The sequence below is a fragment of the Pseudomonas paralactis genome (genome assembly GCF_001439735.1).
GTDB classification, from domain to species: domain Bacteria; phylum Pseudomonadota; class Gammaproteobacteria; order Pseudomonadales; family Pseudomonadaceae; genus Aquipseudomonas; species Aquipseudomonas paralactis.
The window spans coordinates 543,749-558,689 of record NZ_JYLN01000001.1; the positions used below are offsets into that span (position 1 = coordinate 543,749).

The window sequence follows — 14,941 nt, forward strand, 5'->3', positions numbered from 1 at the left end:
TGCTTGGTAGTCTCGACGCCAGCCCCTGGAGGAAGGATTTCTCATGAGCAAGACGGTTCGTATCGGCTGCGCCAGCGCCTTTTGGGGCGATACCTGCACGGCGGCCGCTCAGTTGGTGCACGGCGGCGCTCTGGATTACCTGGTGTTCGACTACCTGGCGGAAGTCACCATGTCGATCCTTGCCGGCGCACGCATGAAAGACCCCAAGGCCGGTTACGCCACGGACTTTGTCGAGGTCCTCACGCCCTTGCTGGCGGATATCCAGCGCCAGGGCATCCGCGTAATCAGCAATGCCGGCGGCATCAACCCTCAGGCCTGCGCCGCCGCCCTGCAAACGGCCTGCGACCAGGCCGGCATCGCCCTGAAAATCGCGGTATTGCTCGGCGATGATCTGCAACCCCAACTCAAACACCTGCCCAACATCACCGACATGTTCAACGGCGCCCCGCTGCCCCCCATGTGCGTGTCCGCCAATGCCTACCTCGGCGCGCCGGGCATTGCCCAGGCCCTGGGGCTCGGCGCCGACATCGTCATCACCGGCCGGGTGGTCGACAGCGCGGTGGTCAGCGCAGCGCTGGTGCATGAATTCAACTGGTCATGGCAAGACTACGATCACCTGGCCCAGGCCGCCCTGGCCGGGCATATCATCGAATGCGGTGCCCAGTGCACCGGCGGCAACTTCACCGATTGGCGCGACGTACCGGACTACGAGCACATCGGCTTCCCCATCGTCGAAGTCAGCGCCGACGGCCAGTTTACTGTCAACAAAGTCGCAGACAGCGGCGGCCTGATCAGTGAACTCAGCGTCGCCGAGCAGTTGCTGTATGAAATCGGTGATCCGCGCGCCTACCTGCTGCCGGATGTGATCTGCGATTTCAGCCAGGTCAAATTGCAGCAGCAAGGCAAGCATTGTGTGCGGGTGCACGGCGCCAAGGGGCTGCCCCCCACCGACCAGTACAAAGTCAGCGCCACCTACCCTGATGGCTTCCGCTGCACCGCCAGTTGCCTGCTCGCCGGGATCGATGCGGTGGCCAAGGCCGAACGGGTCAGCCAGGCGCTCATCAACAAGACCGCGCAGCTGTTCGACCAGCGCGGTTGGGCGCCCTACACCGACGTCAATGTCGAACTGCTGGGCAGCGAAGCCACCTACGGCGCCCATGCCCGGCGTGAGGATTGCCGCGAAGTGGTGATGAAACTGGCCGTGCGGCACCCGAGCAAACAGGCCCTGGTACTGTTCGCCCGCGAGATCGCGCAAGCAGCCACCGGCATGGCGCCCGGGCTCACCGGCATCGTCGGCGGGCGGCCTGCGGTCTACCCGTTGATTCGGCTGTTTTCATTCCTGATCGACAAGGCGGCCTGTGCAGTGAGCATCGATTATCAAGGCCAACGCCACGCCGTCGAGCTGCCTGCCGCGCTCCCCATACGCACACCCGCTGCCCCCATCGAACCGCCCAAACCACAGGGCCGCGCCGATGCCAGTGTGCCCCTGGTGAAACTCGCCGTGGCGCGCTCCGGAGACAAGGGCAACCACAGCAATATCGGCGTGATCGCCCGCCACCCTGACTACCTGCCATGGATCGCCGAAACGCTGACCCGGGAGGTGATCGTCGACTGGATGGACCACGTGCTCGACCCGATCCATGGCCGCGTCGAGCGCTGGTACTTACCCGGCAGCCACAGCCTGAATTTCCTGCTGGAAAACGCCCTGGGCGGCGGCGGTATCGCCAGCCTGCGCAGCGACCCGCAAGGCAAAGCCTTCGCTCAGCAACTGCTGGAAATCCCCATCGCCGTGCCGCAACACATTGCCGACCAACTCACCTAAAGGACCGTCGCCGTGGCCTTCGAATCGATCTTCAAAGCCGACCTGTTTAAGGGGCAAACCGTGATTGTCACCGGAGGCGGCAGTGGCATTGGCCGCTGCACCGCCCATGAGCTGGCGGCCCTTGGTGCCTGCGTGATCCTGGTGGGGCGCAAGCCGGAAAAACTGCAAAAGGTCGCGGCGGAAATTGCCGAAGATGGCGGCGTCGCCCATTGGCATGTCTGTGATATTCGTGATGAAGAAGCGGTGAAAGCGCTGGTCACGCAGATCCTGCACGACCATGGCGCCATCCATGGCCTGGTCAATAACGCGGGCGGCCAATACCCCTCGCCCCTGGCCGCCATCAACCAAAAGGGATTTGAAACCGTACTGCGCACCAACCTGGTGGGTGGTTTTCTGGTAGCGCGGGAGGTGTTTAACCAGTCGATGAGCAAGCACGGTGGATCGATCGTCAACATGCTCGCCGACATGTGGGGCGGTATGCCCGGCATGGGCCACTCCGGCGCAGCACGCGCGGGCATGGATAACTTCACCAAGACCGCCGCGTTTGAATGGGGCTATGCCGGGGTGCGCGTCAACGCCGTGGCGCCCGGCTGGATCGCCTCCAGCGGCATGGATACCTATGAAGGCGCGTTCAAGGCCGTGATCCCGACCTTGCGCGAGCATGTGCCGCTCAAGCGTATCGGCACCGAGTCGGAAGTCAGCGCGGCCATCGTTTTTCTGCTCAGCCCGGCTGCGGCCTTTGTCAGCGGCAGCACCTTGCGCATTGACGGCGCCGCCAGCCTGGGCAGCCGGGCGTGGCCGCTGCACAAGGCGCAAGCGCCGAGCCAACCCTTCAATGGGTTCCACCGTGCCTACCTGCCGGATGTGCTCAAGACGGAGCAATAACACCATGCCGACGATTGAAACCCTGGTTGACCCCCACAGCCCACAGTTCGCGCAAAACCGCGCCGCCATGCTGGCCGCCATCGCCCAGCTGCACCAACTGGAACACAACCTGCTGGCGAAGGCAGAGGAAGCCAGGCCCAAGTTCGACAAGCGCGGCCAATTGCTGCCCCGCGAACGCCTCAACCTGTTGCTGGACCCCGGCGCACCGTTTCTGGAGCTGGCCAGCCTGGCCGGCTACAAACTCCACGACGACAAGGACGGCAGCGCCGCCGGTGGCGGGCTGATCGCCGGCATCGGTTATGTCAGCGGCGTACGCATGTTGGTGGTGGCCAACAACAGCGCGATCAAGGGCGGCACCATTTCGCCCTCGGGCCTGAAGAAATCCCTGCGCCTGCAACAGATCGCCATGGAGAACAAACTACCGGTGGTGACTCTCGCCGAAAGCGGTGGCGCCAACCTCAATTATGCCGCCGAGATTTTCGTCGAAGGCGCGCGCAGCTTTGCCAACCAGGCGCGCATGTCAGCCATGGGCCTGCCGCAGATCACCGTGGTGCACGGTTCGGCCACCGCAGGCGGTGCCTATCAGCCGGGTTTGTCGGATTACGTGGTGGTGGTACGCGGCAAGGCCAAACTGTTTCTGGCCGGGCCACCACTGCTCAAGGCCGCTACCGGCGAAGTCGCCAGTGACGAAGAATTGGGCGGTGCGCAGATGCACGCACAAACCGCCGGTACCGCTGAATACCTGGCGGAAAATGACGCCGATGGCGTGCGTATCGTGCGAGAAATTGTCGGCCTGCTGCCGTGGAATGACCGGCTGCCACCCGCCGCAAAAACCGCCTACGCGGAGCCGCTGTACCCCATCGACGAGTTGCTGGGGCTGATCCCCGACGACCCGAAAAAACCCTACGACGTGCGCGAAATCCTCGCGCGCCTGGCCGATGCCTCCCACTTCCTGGAGTTCAAAAGCGAGTTCGATGCCCATACCGTCTGCGGCCACCTGCATATCCAGGGCCGCGCCGTCGGTGTGATCGGCAACAACGGCCCCATCACGCCCAAGGGCGCGAGCAAGGCCGCGCAATTTATCCAGCTGTGTGACCAGAGCCATACGCCACTGCTGTTCCTGCACAACACCACCGGTTTCATGGTGGGCACCGAGTCCGAACAGCAAGGGGTGATCAAGCACGGCGCGAAGATGATCCAGGCGGTGGCCAATGCCCGCGTGCCCAAGCTCACGGTGGTAGTCGGCGGCTCCTACGGTGCCGGTAACTATGCCATGTGCGGGCGCGGCCTCGACCCCCGCTTTATCTTCGCCTGGCCCAACAGCCGCACGGCAGTGATGGGCGGTGCGCAGGCCGGCAAGGTGCTGCGTATCGTCACCGAGGCCAAGCAGTTGAAAGACGGTTTGGTGCCCGACCCCAAGGTGTTGGACATGCTCGAACAGGTCACTGCGCAAAAGCTCGACAGCCAGTCCACCGCGCTCTACGGCAGCGCCAACCTGTGGGATGACGGACTGATTGATCCCCGGGATACCCGCACACTCTTGGGCTTCTTGCTGGATATTTGCCATGAGGCGCAAGCACGGCAACTGCAACCGAACAGCTTTGGCGTGGCGCGATTCTAATCAGGAGAACAATAAAAATGATCTTCACCCAGGAACATCAGGAACTGCGCCGCACCGTGCGCGCCTTTGTCGACCGCGAGATCAACCCCCATGTCGATGAGTGGGAAAAAGCCGGGCGCTTTCCCATTCACGAGATCTTCCGCAAGGCCGGTGACCTGGGCCTGCTGGGCATTTCCAAGCCGGAGCAGTTCGGCGGCATGGGCCTGGATTACAGCTACTCCATCGTCGCCGCCGAAGAGTTCGGCAGCATCCGCTGTGGCGGCATCCCCATGTCCATCGGCGTGCAGACTGACATGTGCACCCCGGCCCTGGCTCGCTTCGGCTCCGATCAATTGCGTGAAGAGTTCCTGCGCCCAGCCATCAGCGGTGAACAGGTCGGCTGCATCGGCGTGTCGGAAACCGGCGCCGGCTCCGACGTGGCCGGGCTCAAGACCCATGCGCGCAAGGACGGTGATGACTATGTGATCAACGGCAGCAAGATGTGGATCACCAACTCGCCGAGCGCCGACTTTATCTGCCTGCTCGCCAACACGTCCGACGACAAGCCGCATATCAACAAGTCGCTGATCATGGTGCCGATGAACAGCCCGGGCATCAGCGTCAGCCCACCCCTGGACAAGCTCGGCATGCACAGCTCCGAAACCGCCCAGGTGTTCTTCGACGGCGTGCGTGTACCGCAGCGCAATCGCATCGGTCATGAAGGCGCAGGCTTCATGATGCAAATGTTGCAGTTCCAGGAAGAACGCCTGTTTGGCGCGGCCAATATGATCAAGGGCCTGGAGTACTGCATCGACAGCACCATCGAATACTGCAAAGAGCGCCAGACCTTCGGCAAGGCGCTGATCGACAACCAGGTGATCCACTTTCGCCTGGCTGAACTGGCCACCGAAATCGAATGCCTGCGCGCTCTGGTCTACCAGGCTACCGAGCAATACATCAAGGGCCAGGACGTGACCCGCCTGGCGTCCATGGCCAAGCTCAAGGCCGGGCGCCTGGGCCGTGAGGTCAGCGACAGTTGCCTGCAATATTGGGGCGGCATGGGCTTTATGTGGGACAACCCGGTGGCCCGCGCCTACCGTGACGTGCGCCTGGTATCGATTGGCGGCGGTGCCGACGAGATCATGCTGGGCATCATCTGCAAACTGATGGGCACCCTGCCCGGTAAAAAGCCATGAGTACCCTGCTGCTGGAAGCCCATAACGGCGTGCTGCACATCACCCTCAACCGGCCCGAATGCCGCAATGCGATGAGCCTTGAAATGGTCAATGAACTGCGAGCGGTACTGGCGCAGTTGGACAGTCAGGTGCGCGCCGTGGTGATCAGCGGTGCGGGGGGGCATTTCTGTGCGGGGGCCGATGTGAAGGACCTGGTCGGTGCGGGGGATCAGTTACAAGCGCTGAACCGCGCGTTTGGCACCTTGCTGCAAGAGGTTCAAGCGCTGCCGCAGGTGGTGGTCGTAGTGCTGCAAGGCGCGGTGCTGGGCGGTGGGTTTGGGTTGGCGTGTGTGAGCGATATTGCAATCGCTGACCACAAAACGCAGTTTGGCTTGCCGGAGACCAGCCTGGGGTTGTTGCCGGCGCAGATTGCGCCGTTTGTAGTCAAGCGTATTGGCTTGACCCAGGCACGCAGGCTGGCGCTGACGGCGGCGCGCTTTGATGGCATTGAGGCTGGCCGATTGGGGGTGGTGCATTTTGTCGAGCACGATGCGCAGGCACTGGCGCAGCGGCTGGATGAAGTGTTGGGCCAGGTATTGCAGTGCGCGCCGGGGGCCAATGCGCGAACCAAAGCCCTGTTGCTGGCAAGCGTGGATGAACCGCTTGACGACGTATTGGACCGTGGGGCGCAGTGGTTTGCCGAGGCGGTGAGGAGTGAAGAAGGGGTCGAGGGGACGCAGGCCTTTGTGCAGAAGCGAAAGCCGAGTTGGTCTCGATGACGCCATCGCAGGCAAGCCAGCTCCCACAGGGGCACACATTTCAAATGTGGGAGCTGGCTTGCCTGCGAAGAGGCCCCAACACACGCCACATTCATCAAGGGATAACCCAATGCCCACATTCACCAAGATCCTCATCGCCAACCGCGGCGAAATCGCCTGCCGCATCCAGCGCACCGCCCAGGCACTGGGCTATCGCACCGTAGCTGTCTACAGCGAGGCAGATTCCGATGCCCTGCACGTGCAGATGGCCGACGAAGCCGTAAACATAGGCCCGGCGCCGGTGCAGCAGTCCTACCTGAACATCCCTGCCCTCCTCAACGCCGCCCAACTCACCGGCGCCGACGCCATCCACCCCGGCTACGGCTTCCTCTCGGAAAACCCCGACTTCGCCCGCGCCTGCCAGCAGGCCAATCTCACCTTCATCGGCCCCAGCGTCGAGGCCATCGAACTGATGGGCAGCAAACGCCTGTCCAAACTCGCCATGCTCGACGCCGGCGTACCCTGCATCGCCGGTTACCAAGGCAGCGCCCAGGACGACGCCACGCTGCAACAGGAAGCCGAGCGCATCGGCTTCCCGCTGATGATCAAGGCCAGCGCCGGTGGCGGTGGGCGCGGCATGCGCCTGGTGCACCAACCTGGCCAACTGCTGGAACAACTGCGCACGGCGCGCTCCGAGGCGCTGAACGCGTTCGGCAGCGACGAACTGATCCTTGAGCAGGCCCTGATCGAACCGCGCCACGTTGAGGTGCAACTGTTTGGCGACAGCCATGGCAACCTGATCTACCTGGGCGAGCGCGACTGTTCTATCCAGCGCCGCCATCAGAAAGTCATCGAAGAAGCGCCCTGCCCAGTGATGACGCCGGAACTGCGCCAGGCCATGGGCGACGCGGCACTCAAGGCAGGGCGTGCAGTGAGCTACGTCGGCGCCGGTACCGTGGAGTTTCTGCTCGACCGCAATGGCCGGTTTTATTTCCTGGAAATGAACACGCGCCTGCAAGTCGAACACCCGGTGACCGAGCTGATCACCGGCCTTGACCTGGTGGACTGGCAGTTGCAGATCGCCGCCGGCCAACCGCTGCCACTCACCCAATCACAGGTGACCCTGACCGGCCACGCCATGGAAGTGCGCCTGTACGCCGAAGACCCGGCCCAGGGCTTCCTGCCGCAAACCGGTGACGTGTTGCGCTGGGAGCCCGCCGCCTGCGTGCGCATCGACCATGGCCTACGCGAAGGCGAAACCATCAGCCCGTTCTACGACCCGATGCTGGGCAAGATCATCGCCCACGGCGCCACCCGTGAAGAAGCCCGCCGAAAGTTGCTGCGGGCCGTGGAAGACACCGTGCTACTGGGTGTCACCACCAATCAGCGGCTCTTGGTTGATTTGCTCAAACAGCCGGATTTTATCGCCGGCAAGTTCAGCACCGCCTTTATCGCCGAACACTTCGGCCAGATAGCGCCTCAGGCGCCATCGGTTGAACAGCTCAGTCTGGCAGCGGCGCTGTTTTACCGACACAGCGCCGACCAGCATCCCCAAGGCCTGGCGGGATGGCGTAACACCGCCCATGTCCCGTGCACTTATCGCCTGGAGGTCAATGGCCAAATCCACACCGTGAGTGCAGATGACCTGCAACTCACCACCGACGGTCGCTGGGCCACCCTGGTGCTCAACGGCATTCGCCGACGTGTCCCCTACGCTCTCGACGCTACCCGGCTGTGGCTACCCGGCGTGCAGGTGAGCAACCGCACCCAGCAAGTCGCCAGCCGCCAGGTGGATGCCAGCAGCGGCACGATCAAGGCGCCGATGGATGGCGCGATTGTCGACATCCAGGTCAGCGTCGGCGACACGGTCACCCAGGGCCAGCTGTTGCTGGTACTCGAAGCAATGAAAATGGAGCACCCGCTGAAGGCCGGTATCGACGGCATCGTCAAGGCGGTGCAGGTCATGGCGGGCGATCAAGTGCGCAATCGTCAGGTTTTGCTACAGATCGAATAACGCCCCTAGGCGGAACTACAGGGCCGGGCTACGCTCTATCCCCAACAGAAAGGGACGAGTACGGGAACCTGCACCATGCCTCATTGGCTGATTATTGACCTTGAAGCCACAACGGATGACGGCGGCTGGCCCGTGACGGAGATGGAAGTCATCGAGATCGGCGCCAGCCTGGTCAACCGCCAGGGCCGCGAACTGGATCACTTTCAGCGCTTTGTGCGGCCACTGCGACGGCCGTTGCTGACGCCCTTTTGCCGCCAACTGACCCATATCACCCAGGCCAATATTGACGCAGCCACACCGATCACCGAGGTGTGGCCGCTGTTCGAACGCTGGCTGGGCCAGCACCAGGCACGCCTGGAAGGCTGGGCCAGCTGGGGTGACTATGATCGCGTGCAGCTTGAGCTGGAGTGGCAGCGCCATGGCCTGGCCAGCGCACTGGGGCAAACGCCCCATGTGAACCTCAAGCAACGCTTTGCCAAGGCCCGGCGCCTGGACAAGCCCCTGGGGCTCAATGGTGCGCTGCAATTGGCGGGGATGCAGTTCAATGGCCAGCAGCATCGGGCCCTGGAGGATGCACGCAACACCGCGCGCCTGTTGCCGTTGATTTTGCCGGTCTAGGCAGCGTCCACAGCCTTGGGCATACTGGACAACCACTTTCCTTGATGCTGCCCACCTGTAGGAGCGAGCTTGCTCGCGAAAAACCTGAGAGCACCGCGTTTAACCGGATGCGCTGCGTTATCGTTAACGATCTTCGCGAGCAAGCTCGCTCCTACAATGGTTAGCGTAAGCCTTGACCCTTTTTTGAGGATTCACCCATGTTCAAAGTCAACGAATACTTCGACGGCACCGTCAAGTCGATCGCTTTCGGCACCGCAGAAGGTCCGGCGACCATCGGCGTAATGGCTCCGGGTGAATACGAATTCGGCACCGCCCAACGTGAAATCATGCACGTGGTCTCCGGCGCCCTGATCGTCAAACTGCCCGACGCCGAGTGGGAAACCTTCGCCGCCGGCAGCCAGTTCAACGTACCGGCCAACAGCAAGTTCCAGTTGAAGGTCGCCGTGGACACCGCTTACCTGTGTGAATACCGCGGCTAAGCGATACCCGATACAAAAAAATGCCCGTCTCCTGCGAGACGGGCATTTTTTATTCCAGGATGGTCACCGGCATACCAACTTCCAGATGCCCAATGCCATCGTTGACCAGGTTCTGGCCGAACATCGCGCCCTTCTCGGTATTGCGATAGGCCTGAAGTGTCGCGAAGGGTTCGCGGTCGGGGCTGCGCTCGCCGGTGCGCGGGTCGATGGTGGTGAGGATGCACCGCGAGCACGGCTTGACCACCCGGAACTCCACATCGCCGATGCGCAAGCGCTTCCAGCCATCTTCGGCAAAGGCCTCGGCGCCTTCGATCACCAGGTTGGGGCGAAAACGCAGCATCTCCATCGGGCGGCCGATCTTCTCACACAGGTCGTCCAGGGAGCCCTGACCGATCAGCAGCAACGGGTAGCCGTCGGCAAAACCGACCTTGTCGTCGTCCTTGCCGTAGCCGGCTTCGGTAGTGCGTGCACGCTCCAGTGGCAGTTGCACCAGGCGCGTCGGCTTGCCAATAAACTCGCCGACCCAGGCGGCGGCCTCATCCCCGGCATCCGGCACGCGCAGGGTGTCGCGCCAAATGGTCACGCCGCGCAGTTCGCTGGCGCCATCGGGCAACGCCACGTCCAACGTCGAGTAGCCCGGCGAACGCAGGGTCAGGCCGCCTGCGTCGCTCCACAGCGCCGACAATTGGCTCATCTTCGCCACAGCCCGCTGCGTCAGGAACCGCCCACTGGCTTCGTCCACCAGCATCCAGCGTCGATCCCCTTGCAGGCCGAGTTTATCCAGGCCGATGTGCTGCAAGGCTTCGGCCTTGCCGGATTTAAGGGGGTAACGGTACAACGCGCTGAGACGAAGCATGGGCCTGCCTTCCTGGGAAACAAAGTGTCATCCTAAGGTCAGGCGGGCACTTCGTCCAACATCAGTCGCTGGCGTACTACATCCACCAGCTTGTCCGGCTGGAATTTGGAGAGGAAATTGTCGCAGCCGACCTTCTTCACCATCGACTCGTTGAAGCTGCCCGACAGCGAGGTGTGCAGCACCACATAGAGGCCGCGCAGGCGCGGGTCGTTGCGGATTTCAGTGGTGAGGCGGTAGCCGTCCATCTCGGGCATTTCGGCGTCGGTGAAGATCATCAGCAGTTTATCGGTCATCACCTGGCCGCTGTCGGCCCAGGCCTTGAGCATGTTCAACGCCTTGAGGCCGTCGCTGGCGATGTGCATCTTCACGCCCAACTGCCCGAGGGTATCGCGCAACTGCGAGAGGGCCACGTTGGAGTCGTCCACCAGCAGCACTTCGCGACCACGGGCGCGTTCGAGCACCGGGTCTTCGAGTTTTTCCCGCGAAACCTTGGCGTTATAAGGCACGATCTCGGCGAGGACCTTTTCCACGTCGATGATTTCCACCAATTGGTCATCGACCTTGCTGATGGCGGTGAGATAGTGCTGGCGACCGGCGCTGGTCGGCGGCGGCAGGATGGCTTCCCAGTTCATGTTGACGATGCGGTCGACGCCGCCCACCAGAAACGCCTGCACTGAACGGTTGTACTCGGTGACGATGATGGTGCTGTTGGGGCCCGGCACCAAAGGGCGCATACCGATGGCCTGGGACAGGTCGATCACCGGCAGGGTCTGACCACGCAGGTTGACCACCCCGCACACGAACGGGTGGCGCTGGGGCATCAGTGTCAGCTTGGGTAATTGCAGCACTTCCTGCACTTTGAACACATTGATCGCGAACAACTGCCGTCCGAAGAGGCGGAACATGAGAATTTCCAGGCGGTTCTCACCCACCAATTGCGTGCGTTGATCTACCGTGTCGAGAATGCCGGCCATTAAAAGCTCCTGGTGTACACGCCGCAGGCGCATTGAGAGGGTGTGCAGTTGTATAGGCACGTTATCGGCGGCAAGCGCCAGACCTTGACCCCGATAAAATGCCATGTAAATTCATTGATGTCACACTGACATCATGCTTTACTGCTTCGTGCCTTACCGCTATTTCAAGGCACCTTGCGCGACAGTCGAATCAACGTGCAGTTCCGCCATATAGGGGATTCCCCTATACGCAATCAGGTCCAACCTGATATTCGCGATATCTAATAGCCATTAATGTGACGCCATTCTCATTGCATGAATGGAGTCAGGCTTTTGTTTGCCATCCCCAGCCGTTGGCCCACGGGCCTTTCAGGCACTCACGTATCGGCAACTGAAGTCGTGTCATCCCGCACACCAGGGGCTACATACGACTTTCGTGAGCATTTCAATAAACATCCTACTAAAACATCGGAAGCGACCTACAAGTCCCAGTCGTATTTCAGCGCTAGTTTTAAGCCATTCACCCGGTGCGACATCTCATCACCCGACCTTACGTTGCGGAGACTTGCATGATGAATAGCGCAAACGAATGGCAAACAGCACTTCTCGCTTTCTTGAGCGAGGCTCAACTGCTTTTGGGCAAGTCCGAAGAGTGTTTGAGCCATCTGCATCTGATCCGCAACGACAGCGACGCCATCGACTGCATGAAAGCCAGCCTGGCCAAACTGGCTGAAAAAGCCGATGGCCTGGCGCTGCAGGCGATCAGCGAGTTCTCGGGGCATCTTCAAAATCTGATCGCCAATGCCCAAAGCCCCCTGCAGTTGCATGACGAAGCGCTGGATGCGCTGCATGACTGCCTGACCCTGCTGGCCTGGCAACTGGAACTGATCGACACACGCACCGGCGAACTAAGCCTGGATGAAAGCGAGCAAACTTCATTGATCGCCACGGTTGCCTTGCAGATTCCGCAAAAGGATTTGAGCCATAAGCCGCCGCACGTGCATCACCGGTCGTAGGCGCTCGTGCAGGTCGTATTTAACTGCCTGGTTATCTAAAAACGACCTGCTTGGAGGCAATGGGTAAATTTCAATTAGCCATCAACGCAATAAACTATACAAACCAACTTCGTTAATACAACTTACCACTTTCAACTCTGGGATTAACGCCCAGAGTATTTGTGTGGACCAAAGCCAATCAGACGACCAACGGTAAGCGGGGGTGGTACTATGCCCCCTCTCGAAGTGATGTAACTTCACTATGTTTAAAGACGATTTGGCAGCAGACTCCACACAGAGCCCGGTCAACCGGCCTCCCCGTAGTGAACCCTCATTGGCTCCATCCGCTATGTTCGCCCGTCTCAAGTTACTTATCGCCAGGTCCGTGTCCCGCCGCCATGCGCGCCGCCTTACCCTTGCGCTGTGCCTGTGCTCATTGCTGGCCAGCTTGTGGGCCTATCTGCAGCACGAGCCGCTGCCGTTGCTGATCCTGCTGCTCAACCTCGCCACGCTGGTAGCGGTGGGCCTGCAACAGTGGCATTCGCGCAAGGCCATCAAGTTCGAGCCCCAGGAGCTGGCCGACCGCCTGTTGCAAGTTCAAGAGAACGAACGTCACCGGCTCAGCCGCGAACTGCATGATGATATCGGCCAACTGCTGACCGCCGCCAAACTGCAAAGCGAATGGTTGCAGCGCCGCCTGCCCCCGGATCTGCACAACCATTGCTCGGTGCTGTGCAATACCCTGAATGAAACCCTGGCCAAGGTGCGCGACGTCTCCGCCATCCTCAACCCCCGCCAATTGACCAGCCTGGGCCTGGAAGCCAGCCTGCGCGCGCACCTGCTCAAGACCCTGGAAAACACCCAGGTGTGCTGGAGCCTGGAGTGCCAGCAACGGCTCACCGGCATCCCCGAAGAAATGGCCGTGGCGGCCTTTCGCATCACCCAGGAAGCGGTGACCAACATGCTTCGCCATGCACAGGCGCACAACCTGCTGGTGCGCCTGCAACGCCTGCCTGAAGGCCTGTCGCTGATAATCTGCGATGACGGCCAGGGGTTCTCGCCCGCCCCCGACCCGGGCCGGGAAGGCCAACGGGGCATGGCCGGTATGTGTGAACGCACACACCAGCTGGGGGGCACCTTTTCCATCAGCAGCCAGCCCGGCAAAGGCACCCGCATCAACGCACTTTTCCCCTGGGCGCCGCGCGCTCTCGAACGGGCCAGCGCCCCTAAGGTTCTCGAGTGATCTGTAATTTACTCCTGGTGGATGACCACGCCCTGATTCGCGCCGGTGTGCGTGCGCTGATTCTGGATATTCCCGGCTACAACGTGATCGGTGAAGCCAGCGATGGCGCGCAATTGGTGGAGCAATACAGTGCCTTGCAGCCGGATATCGTGCTGCTCGACCTGTCGATGAAGCACACCGGCGGGCTGGATGCCTTGCAGCAACTCAAACGCTTTTACCCCAAGTGCAAAGTGCTGATTCTGTCGATGCACACCGAGCCGGACCTGATCATGCGCGCGCTGGAATCCGGCGCCCACGGCTACCTGCTCAAGGACACCACCGCCACCGAGCTGGAACATGCCCTGCTGGCCCTGCGTAACAACGAACGCTACCTGAGCCCCGCCATCGCCCACACGGTGATCAACCAGGCGCTGGTCCGCAGCCAGGGCCCCAGCGCACCCGTTGCCCACAGCCATAACCTCACGGCGCGGCAACTGGAGATTTTGCGCTTGATCGTACGCGGCAAGTCCACCCGGGAAATCGCCCACGGCCTGGGCTTGAGCATCAAGACCGTGGAAGCCCACCGCTCGCAGATCATGAAGCGTTTGCAGATTTTCGACGTGGCGGGCCTGGTGTTATTCGCCGTGCGTGAGCAAATCATCAGCCTGGACGACTAACGGCGAACCCAACGGCAGGTGCACGCGCAGCGCCTTGGGCAGCGCTTCGAAATGCAGGTCGTCGCCCTCCAGCGGCTCGCCATCAAGGTTGATATACAAGCCTTGCGCCATCTTGATATCCACCCACGGCAGGCGCGCGCGGACGAACATGGTGTCCAGCTCCCACCCATTGCTCATTAACTCGCGCAGGGTGCCGACCACTTCCTGGGGCGCCGGCAGGATGCTGACGTCCAACAGCCCGTCATCGGCCAGTGCGCCGGGGCACAGCACATGCCCGCCGCCGGCCTGACGACCGTTACCGATGCCCAGCGCAAGCAATTCACCTTTCCAGTGGAAATCCGGACCTTCCAATTCACCGTAGGCGGCCTTCAATTCGCTGAAGCGCGACAAACCGGTGAACAGGTAAGCGGCGCCGCCGAGGACTTTCTTCAGGTCTTCGGAGGTGTTGGCCGTCACCTGGCTGCCGAAACCGCCGGTGGCCATGTTCAGGAAAATCTGCCCGCCCACCTGGCCCAGATCGATGGCCCTGGGCTCGACGTCCAGCAACGCCAGGGCACCGGCCGGCTCCAACGGCACACCCGCAGCCTTGGCAAAGTCATTGGCGGTGCCCAGCGGCATCAACACCAGGCTGGCGTCGGCCTTGGCCTGCGCCATGGCCTCGGCCACATCACGCAGCGTGCCGTCGCCGCCGCCGGCGACGATGTGGGTGTAACCATCAGCCAGCGCTTCATGGACCAGGCGCTTGGCATCACCGCCCTCCCAGGTCACCCGCACCGCCAGCTCCCAACCCTGCTCACGTCGGGCCAGCACAGCGGCACGCACGTCCTCGTTCAGGGCTTGTTTGCCATGGAGGATCAACAGGGCTTTGGGGGTGGTCATTTGGGGGT

14 protein-coding genes are annotated in these 14,941 nt (G+C 61.8%); 11 read left to right on the forward strand and 3 right to left on the reverse strand.

Annotated features, from left to right (window positions below; translation table 11 throughout):
- Nucleotides 1-43: 43 nt before the first annotated feature.
- The 8 genes from TX23_RS02530 to ppnP all read left to right on the forward strand — a co-directional run bounded on the left by TX23_RS02530 (nt 44) and on the right by ppnP (nt 9,351).
- A complete protein-coding gene (locus tag TX23_RS02530) occupies nt 44-1,822 on the forward strand; it encodes an acyclic terpene utilization AtuA family protein (RefSeq protein ID WP_057700878.1) in 1,779 nt (592 codons plus the stop codon).
- Nucleotides 1,823-1,834: 12 nt separating this feature from the next.
- Nucleotides 1,835-2,707 carry an SDR family oxidoreductase gene (locus TX23_RS02535; RefSeq protein WP_057700879.1) on the forward strand — a complete coding sequence of 291 codons (873 nt, stop codon included), beginning with the start codon at nt 1,835-1,837 and terminating at the stop codon, nt 2,705-2,707.
- A 4-nt stretch (nt 2,708-2,711) separates the two neighbouring features.
- The gene (gene atuC, locus TX23_RS02540; RefSeq protein WP_057700880.1) at nt 2,712-4,328 is read left to right on the forward strand and encodes a geranyl-CoA carboxylase subunit beta; all 1,617 of its coding nucleotides are present in this window, start codon (nt 2,712-2,714) and stop codon (nt 4,326-4,328) included.
- Between the two features lie 17 nt (nt 4,329-4,345).
- The gene (gene atuD / locus TX23_RS02545; protein WP_057700881.1) at nt 4,346-5,503 is read left to right on the forward strand and encodes a citronellyl-CoA dehydrogenase; all 1,158 of its coding nucleotides are present in this window, start codon (nt 4,346-4,348) and stop codon (nt 5,501-5,503) included.
- The gene (locus TX23_RS02550) at nt 5,500-6,261 is read left to right on the forward strand and encodes an enoyl-CoA hydratase-related protein (protein ID WP_057700882.1); all 762 of its coding nucleotides are present in this window, start codon (nt 5,500-5,502) and stop codon (nt 6,259-6,261) included. The genes atuD and TX23_RS02550 overlap by 4 nt, the downstream gene beginning before the upstream one ends.
- A gap of 109 nt (nt 6,262-6,370) precedes the next feature.
- Entirely contained in the window at nt 6,371-8,254 is a 1,884-nt protein-coding gene (locus tag TX23_RS02555; protein WP_057700883.1) for an acetyl-CoA carboxylase biotin carboxylase subunit, read from the forward strand.
- Nucleotides 8,255-8,329: 75 nt separating this feature from the next.
- Entirely contained in the window at nt 8,330-8,872 is a 543-nt protein-coding gene (locus TX23_RS02560) for an exonuclease domain-containing protein (RefSeq protein WP_057700884.1), read from the forward strand.
- A 197-nt stretch (nt 8,873-9,069) separates the two neighbouring features.
- Nucleotides 9,070-9,351, forward strand: a complete 282-nt coding sequence (ppnP, locus tag TX23_RS02565; RefSeq protein WP_017527650.1) for a pyrimidine/purine nucleoside phosphorylase — start codon at nt 9,070-9,072, stop codon at nt 9,349-9,351.
- A 49-nt stretch (nt 9,352-9,400) separates the two neighbouring features.
- Here the strand turns inward: ppnP and TX23_RS02570 are convergent, their stop codons facing one another.
- Entirely contained in the window at nt 9,401-10,207 is an 807-nt protein-coding gene (locus TX23_RS02570; RefSeq protein WP_057700885.1) for an MOSC domain-containing protein, read from the reverse strand.
- Nucleotides 10,208-10,245: 38 nt separating this feature from the next.
- The gene (locus TX23_RS02575) at nt 10,246-11,181 is read right to left on the reverse strand and encodes a chemotaxis protein CheV (RefSeq protein WP_057700886.1); all 936 of its coding nucleotides are present in this window, start codon (nt 11,179-11,181) and stop codon (nt 10,246-10,248) included.
- A gap of 548 nt (nt 11,182-11,729) precedes the next feature.
- Here TX23_RS02575 and TX23_RS02580 point away from each other — a divergent pair.
- From TX23_RS02580 to TX23_RS02590, 3 genes are all read left to right on the forward strand, one after another.
- Nucleotides 11,730-12,176, forward strand: a complete 447-nt coding sequence (locus tag TX23_RS02580) for a hypothetical protein (RefSeq protein ID WP_186558462.1) — start codon at nt 11,730-11,732, stop codon at nt 12,174-12,176.
- 328 nt (nt 12,177-12,504) lie between these two features.
- Nucleotides 12,505-13,398 carry a sensor histidine kinase gene (locus TX23_RS02585; RefSeq protein WP_057700887.1) on the forward strand — a complete coding sequence of 298 codons (894 nt, stop codon included), beginning with the start codon at nt 12,505-12,507 and terminating at the stop codon, nt 13,396-13,398.
- Nucleotides 13,395-14,054, forward strand: a complete 660-nt coding sequence (locus TX23_RS02590) for a response regulator (RefSeq protein ID WP_057700888.1) — start codon at nt 13,395-13,397, stop codon at nt 14,052-14,054. Before TX23_RS02585 ends, TX23_RS02590 begins: the two co-directional genes overlap by 4 nt.
- Here TX23_RS02590 and yegS read toward each other — a convergent pair.
- A complete protein-coding gene (gene yegS / locus TX23_RS02595; protein ID WP_057700889.1) occupies nt 14,013-14,933 on the reverse strand; it encodes a lipid kinase YegS in 921 nt (306 codons plus the stop codon). The two genes, TX23_RS02590 and yegS, sit on opposite strands and share 42 nt — an antisense overlap.
- Between the last annotated feature and the right edge of the window lie 8 nt (nt 14,934-14,941).

What these genes read in the sequence shown, in the direction of transcription:
- TX23_RS02575 (WP_057700886.1), bottom strand. Translation starts at nt 11,181, where the DNA reads ATGGCCGGCATTCTCGACACGGTAGATCAACGCACGCAATTGGTGGGT.
- atuD (WP_057700881.1), top strand. Translation starts at nt 4,346, where the DNA reads ATGATCTTCACCCAGGAACATCAGGAACTGCGCCGCACCGTGCGCGCC.
- TX23_RS02580 (WP_186558462.1), top strand. Translation starts at nt 11,730, where the DNA reads ATGATGAATAGCGCAAACGAATGGCAAACAGCACTTCTCGCTTTCTTG.
- TX23_RS02570 (WP_057700885.1), bottom strand. Translation starts at nt 10,207, where the DNA reads ATGCTTCGTCTCAGCGCGTTGTACCGTTACCCCCTTAAATCCGGCAAG.
- TX23_RS02555 (WP_057700883.1), top strand. Translation starts at nt 6,371, where the DNA reads ATGCCCACATTCACCAAGATCCTCATCGCCAACCGCGGCGAAATCGCC.
- yegS (WP_057700889.1), bottom strand. Translation starts at nt 14,933, where the DNA reads ATGACCACCCCCAAAGCCCTGTTGATCCTCCATGGCAAACAAGCCCTG.
- TX23_RS02550 (WP_057700882.1), top strand. Translation starts at nt 5,500, where the DNA reads ATGAGTACCCTGCTGCTGGAAGCCCATAACGGCGTGCTGCACATCACC.
- TX23_RS02585 (WP_057700887.1), top strand. Translation starts at nt 12,505, where the DNA reads ATGTTCGCCCGTCTCAAGTTACTTATCGCCAGGTCCGTGTCCCGCCGC.
- TX23_RS02530 (WP_057700878.1), top strand. Translation starts at nt 44, where the DNA reads ATGAGCAAGACGGTTCGTATCGGCTGCGCCAGCGCCTTTTGGGGCGAT.
- atuC (WP_057700880.1), top strand. Translation starts at nt 2,712, where the DNA reads ATGCCGACGATTGAAACCCTGGTTGACCCCCACAGCCCACAGTTCGCG.
- TX23_RS02560 (WP_057700884.1), top strand. Translation starts at nt 8,330, where the DNA reads ATGCCTCATTGGCTGATTATTGACCTTGAAGCCACAACGGATGACGGC.
- ppnP (WP_017527650.1), top strand. Translation starts at nt 9,070, where the DNA reads ATGTTCAAAGTCAACGAATACTTCGACGGCACCGTCAAGTCGATCGCT.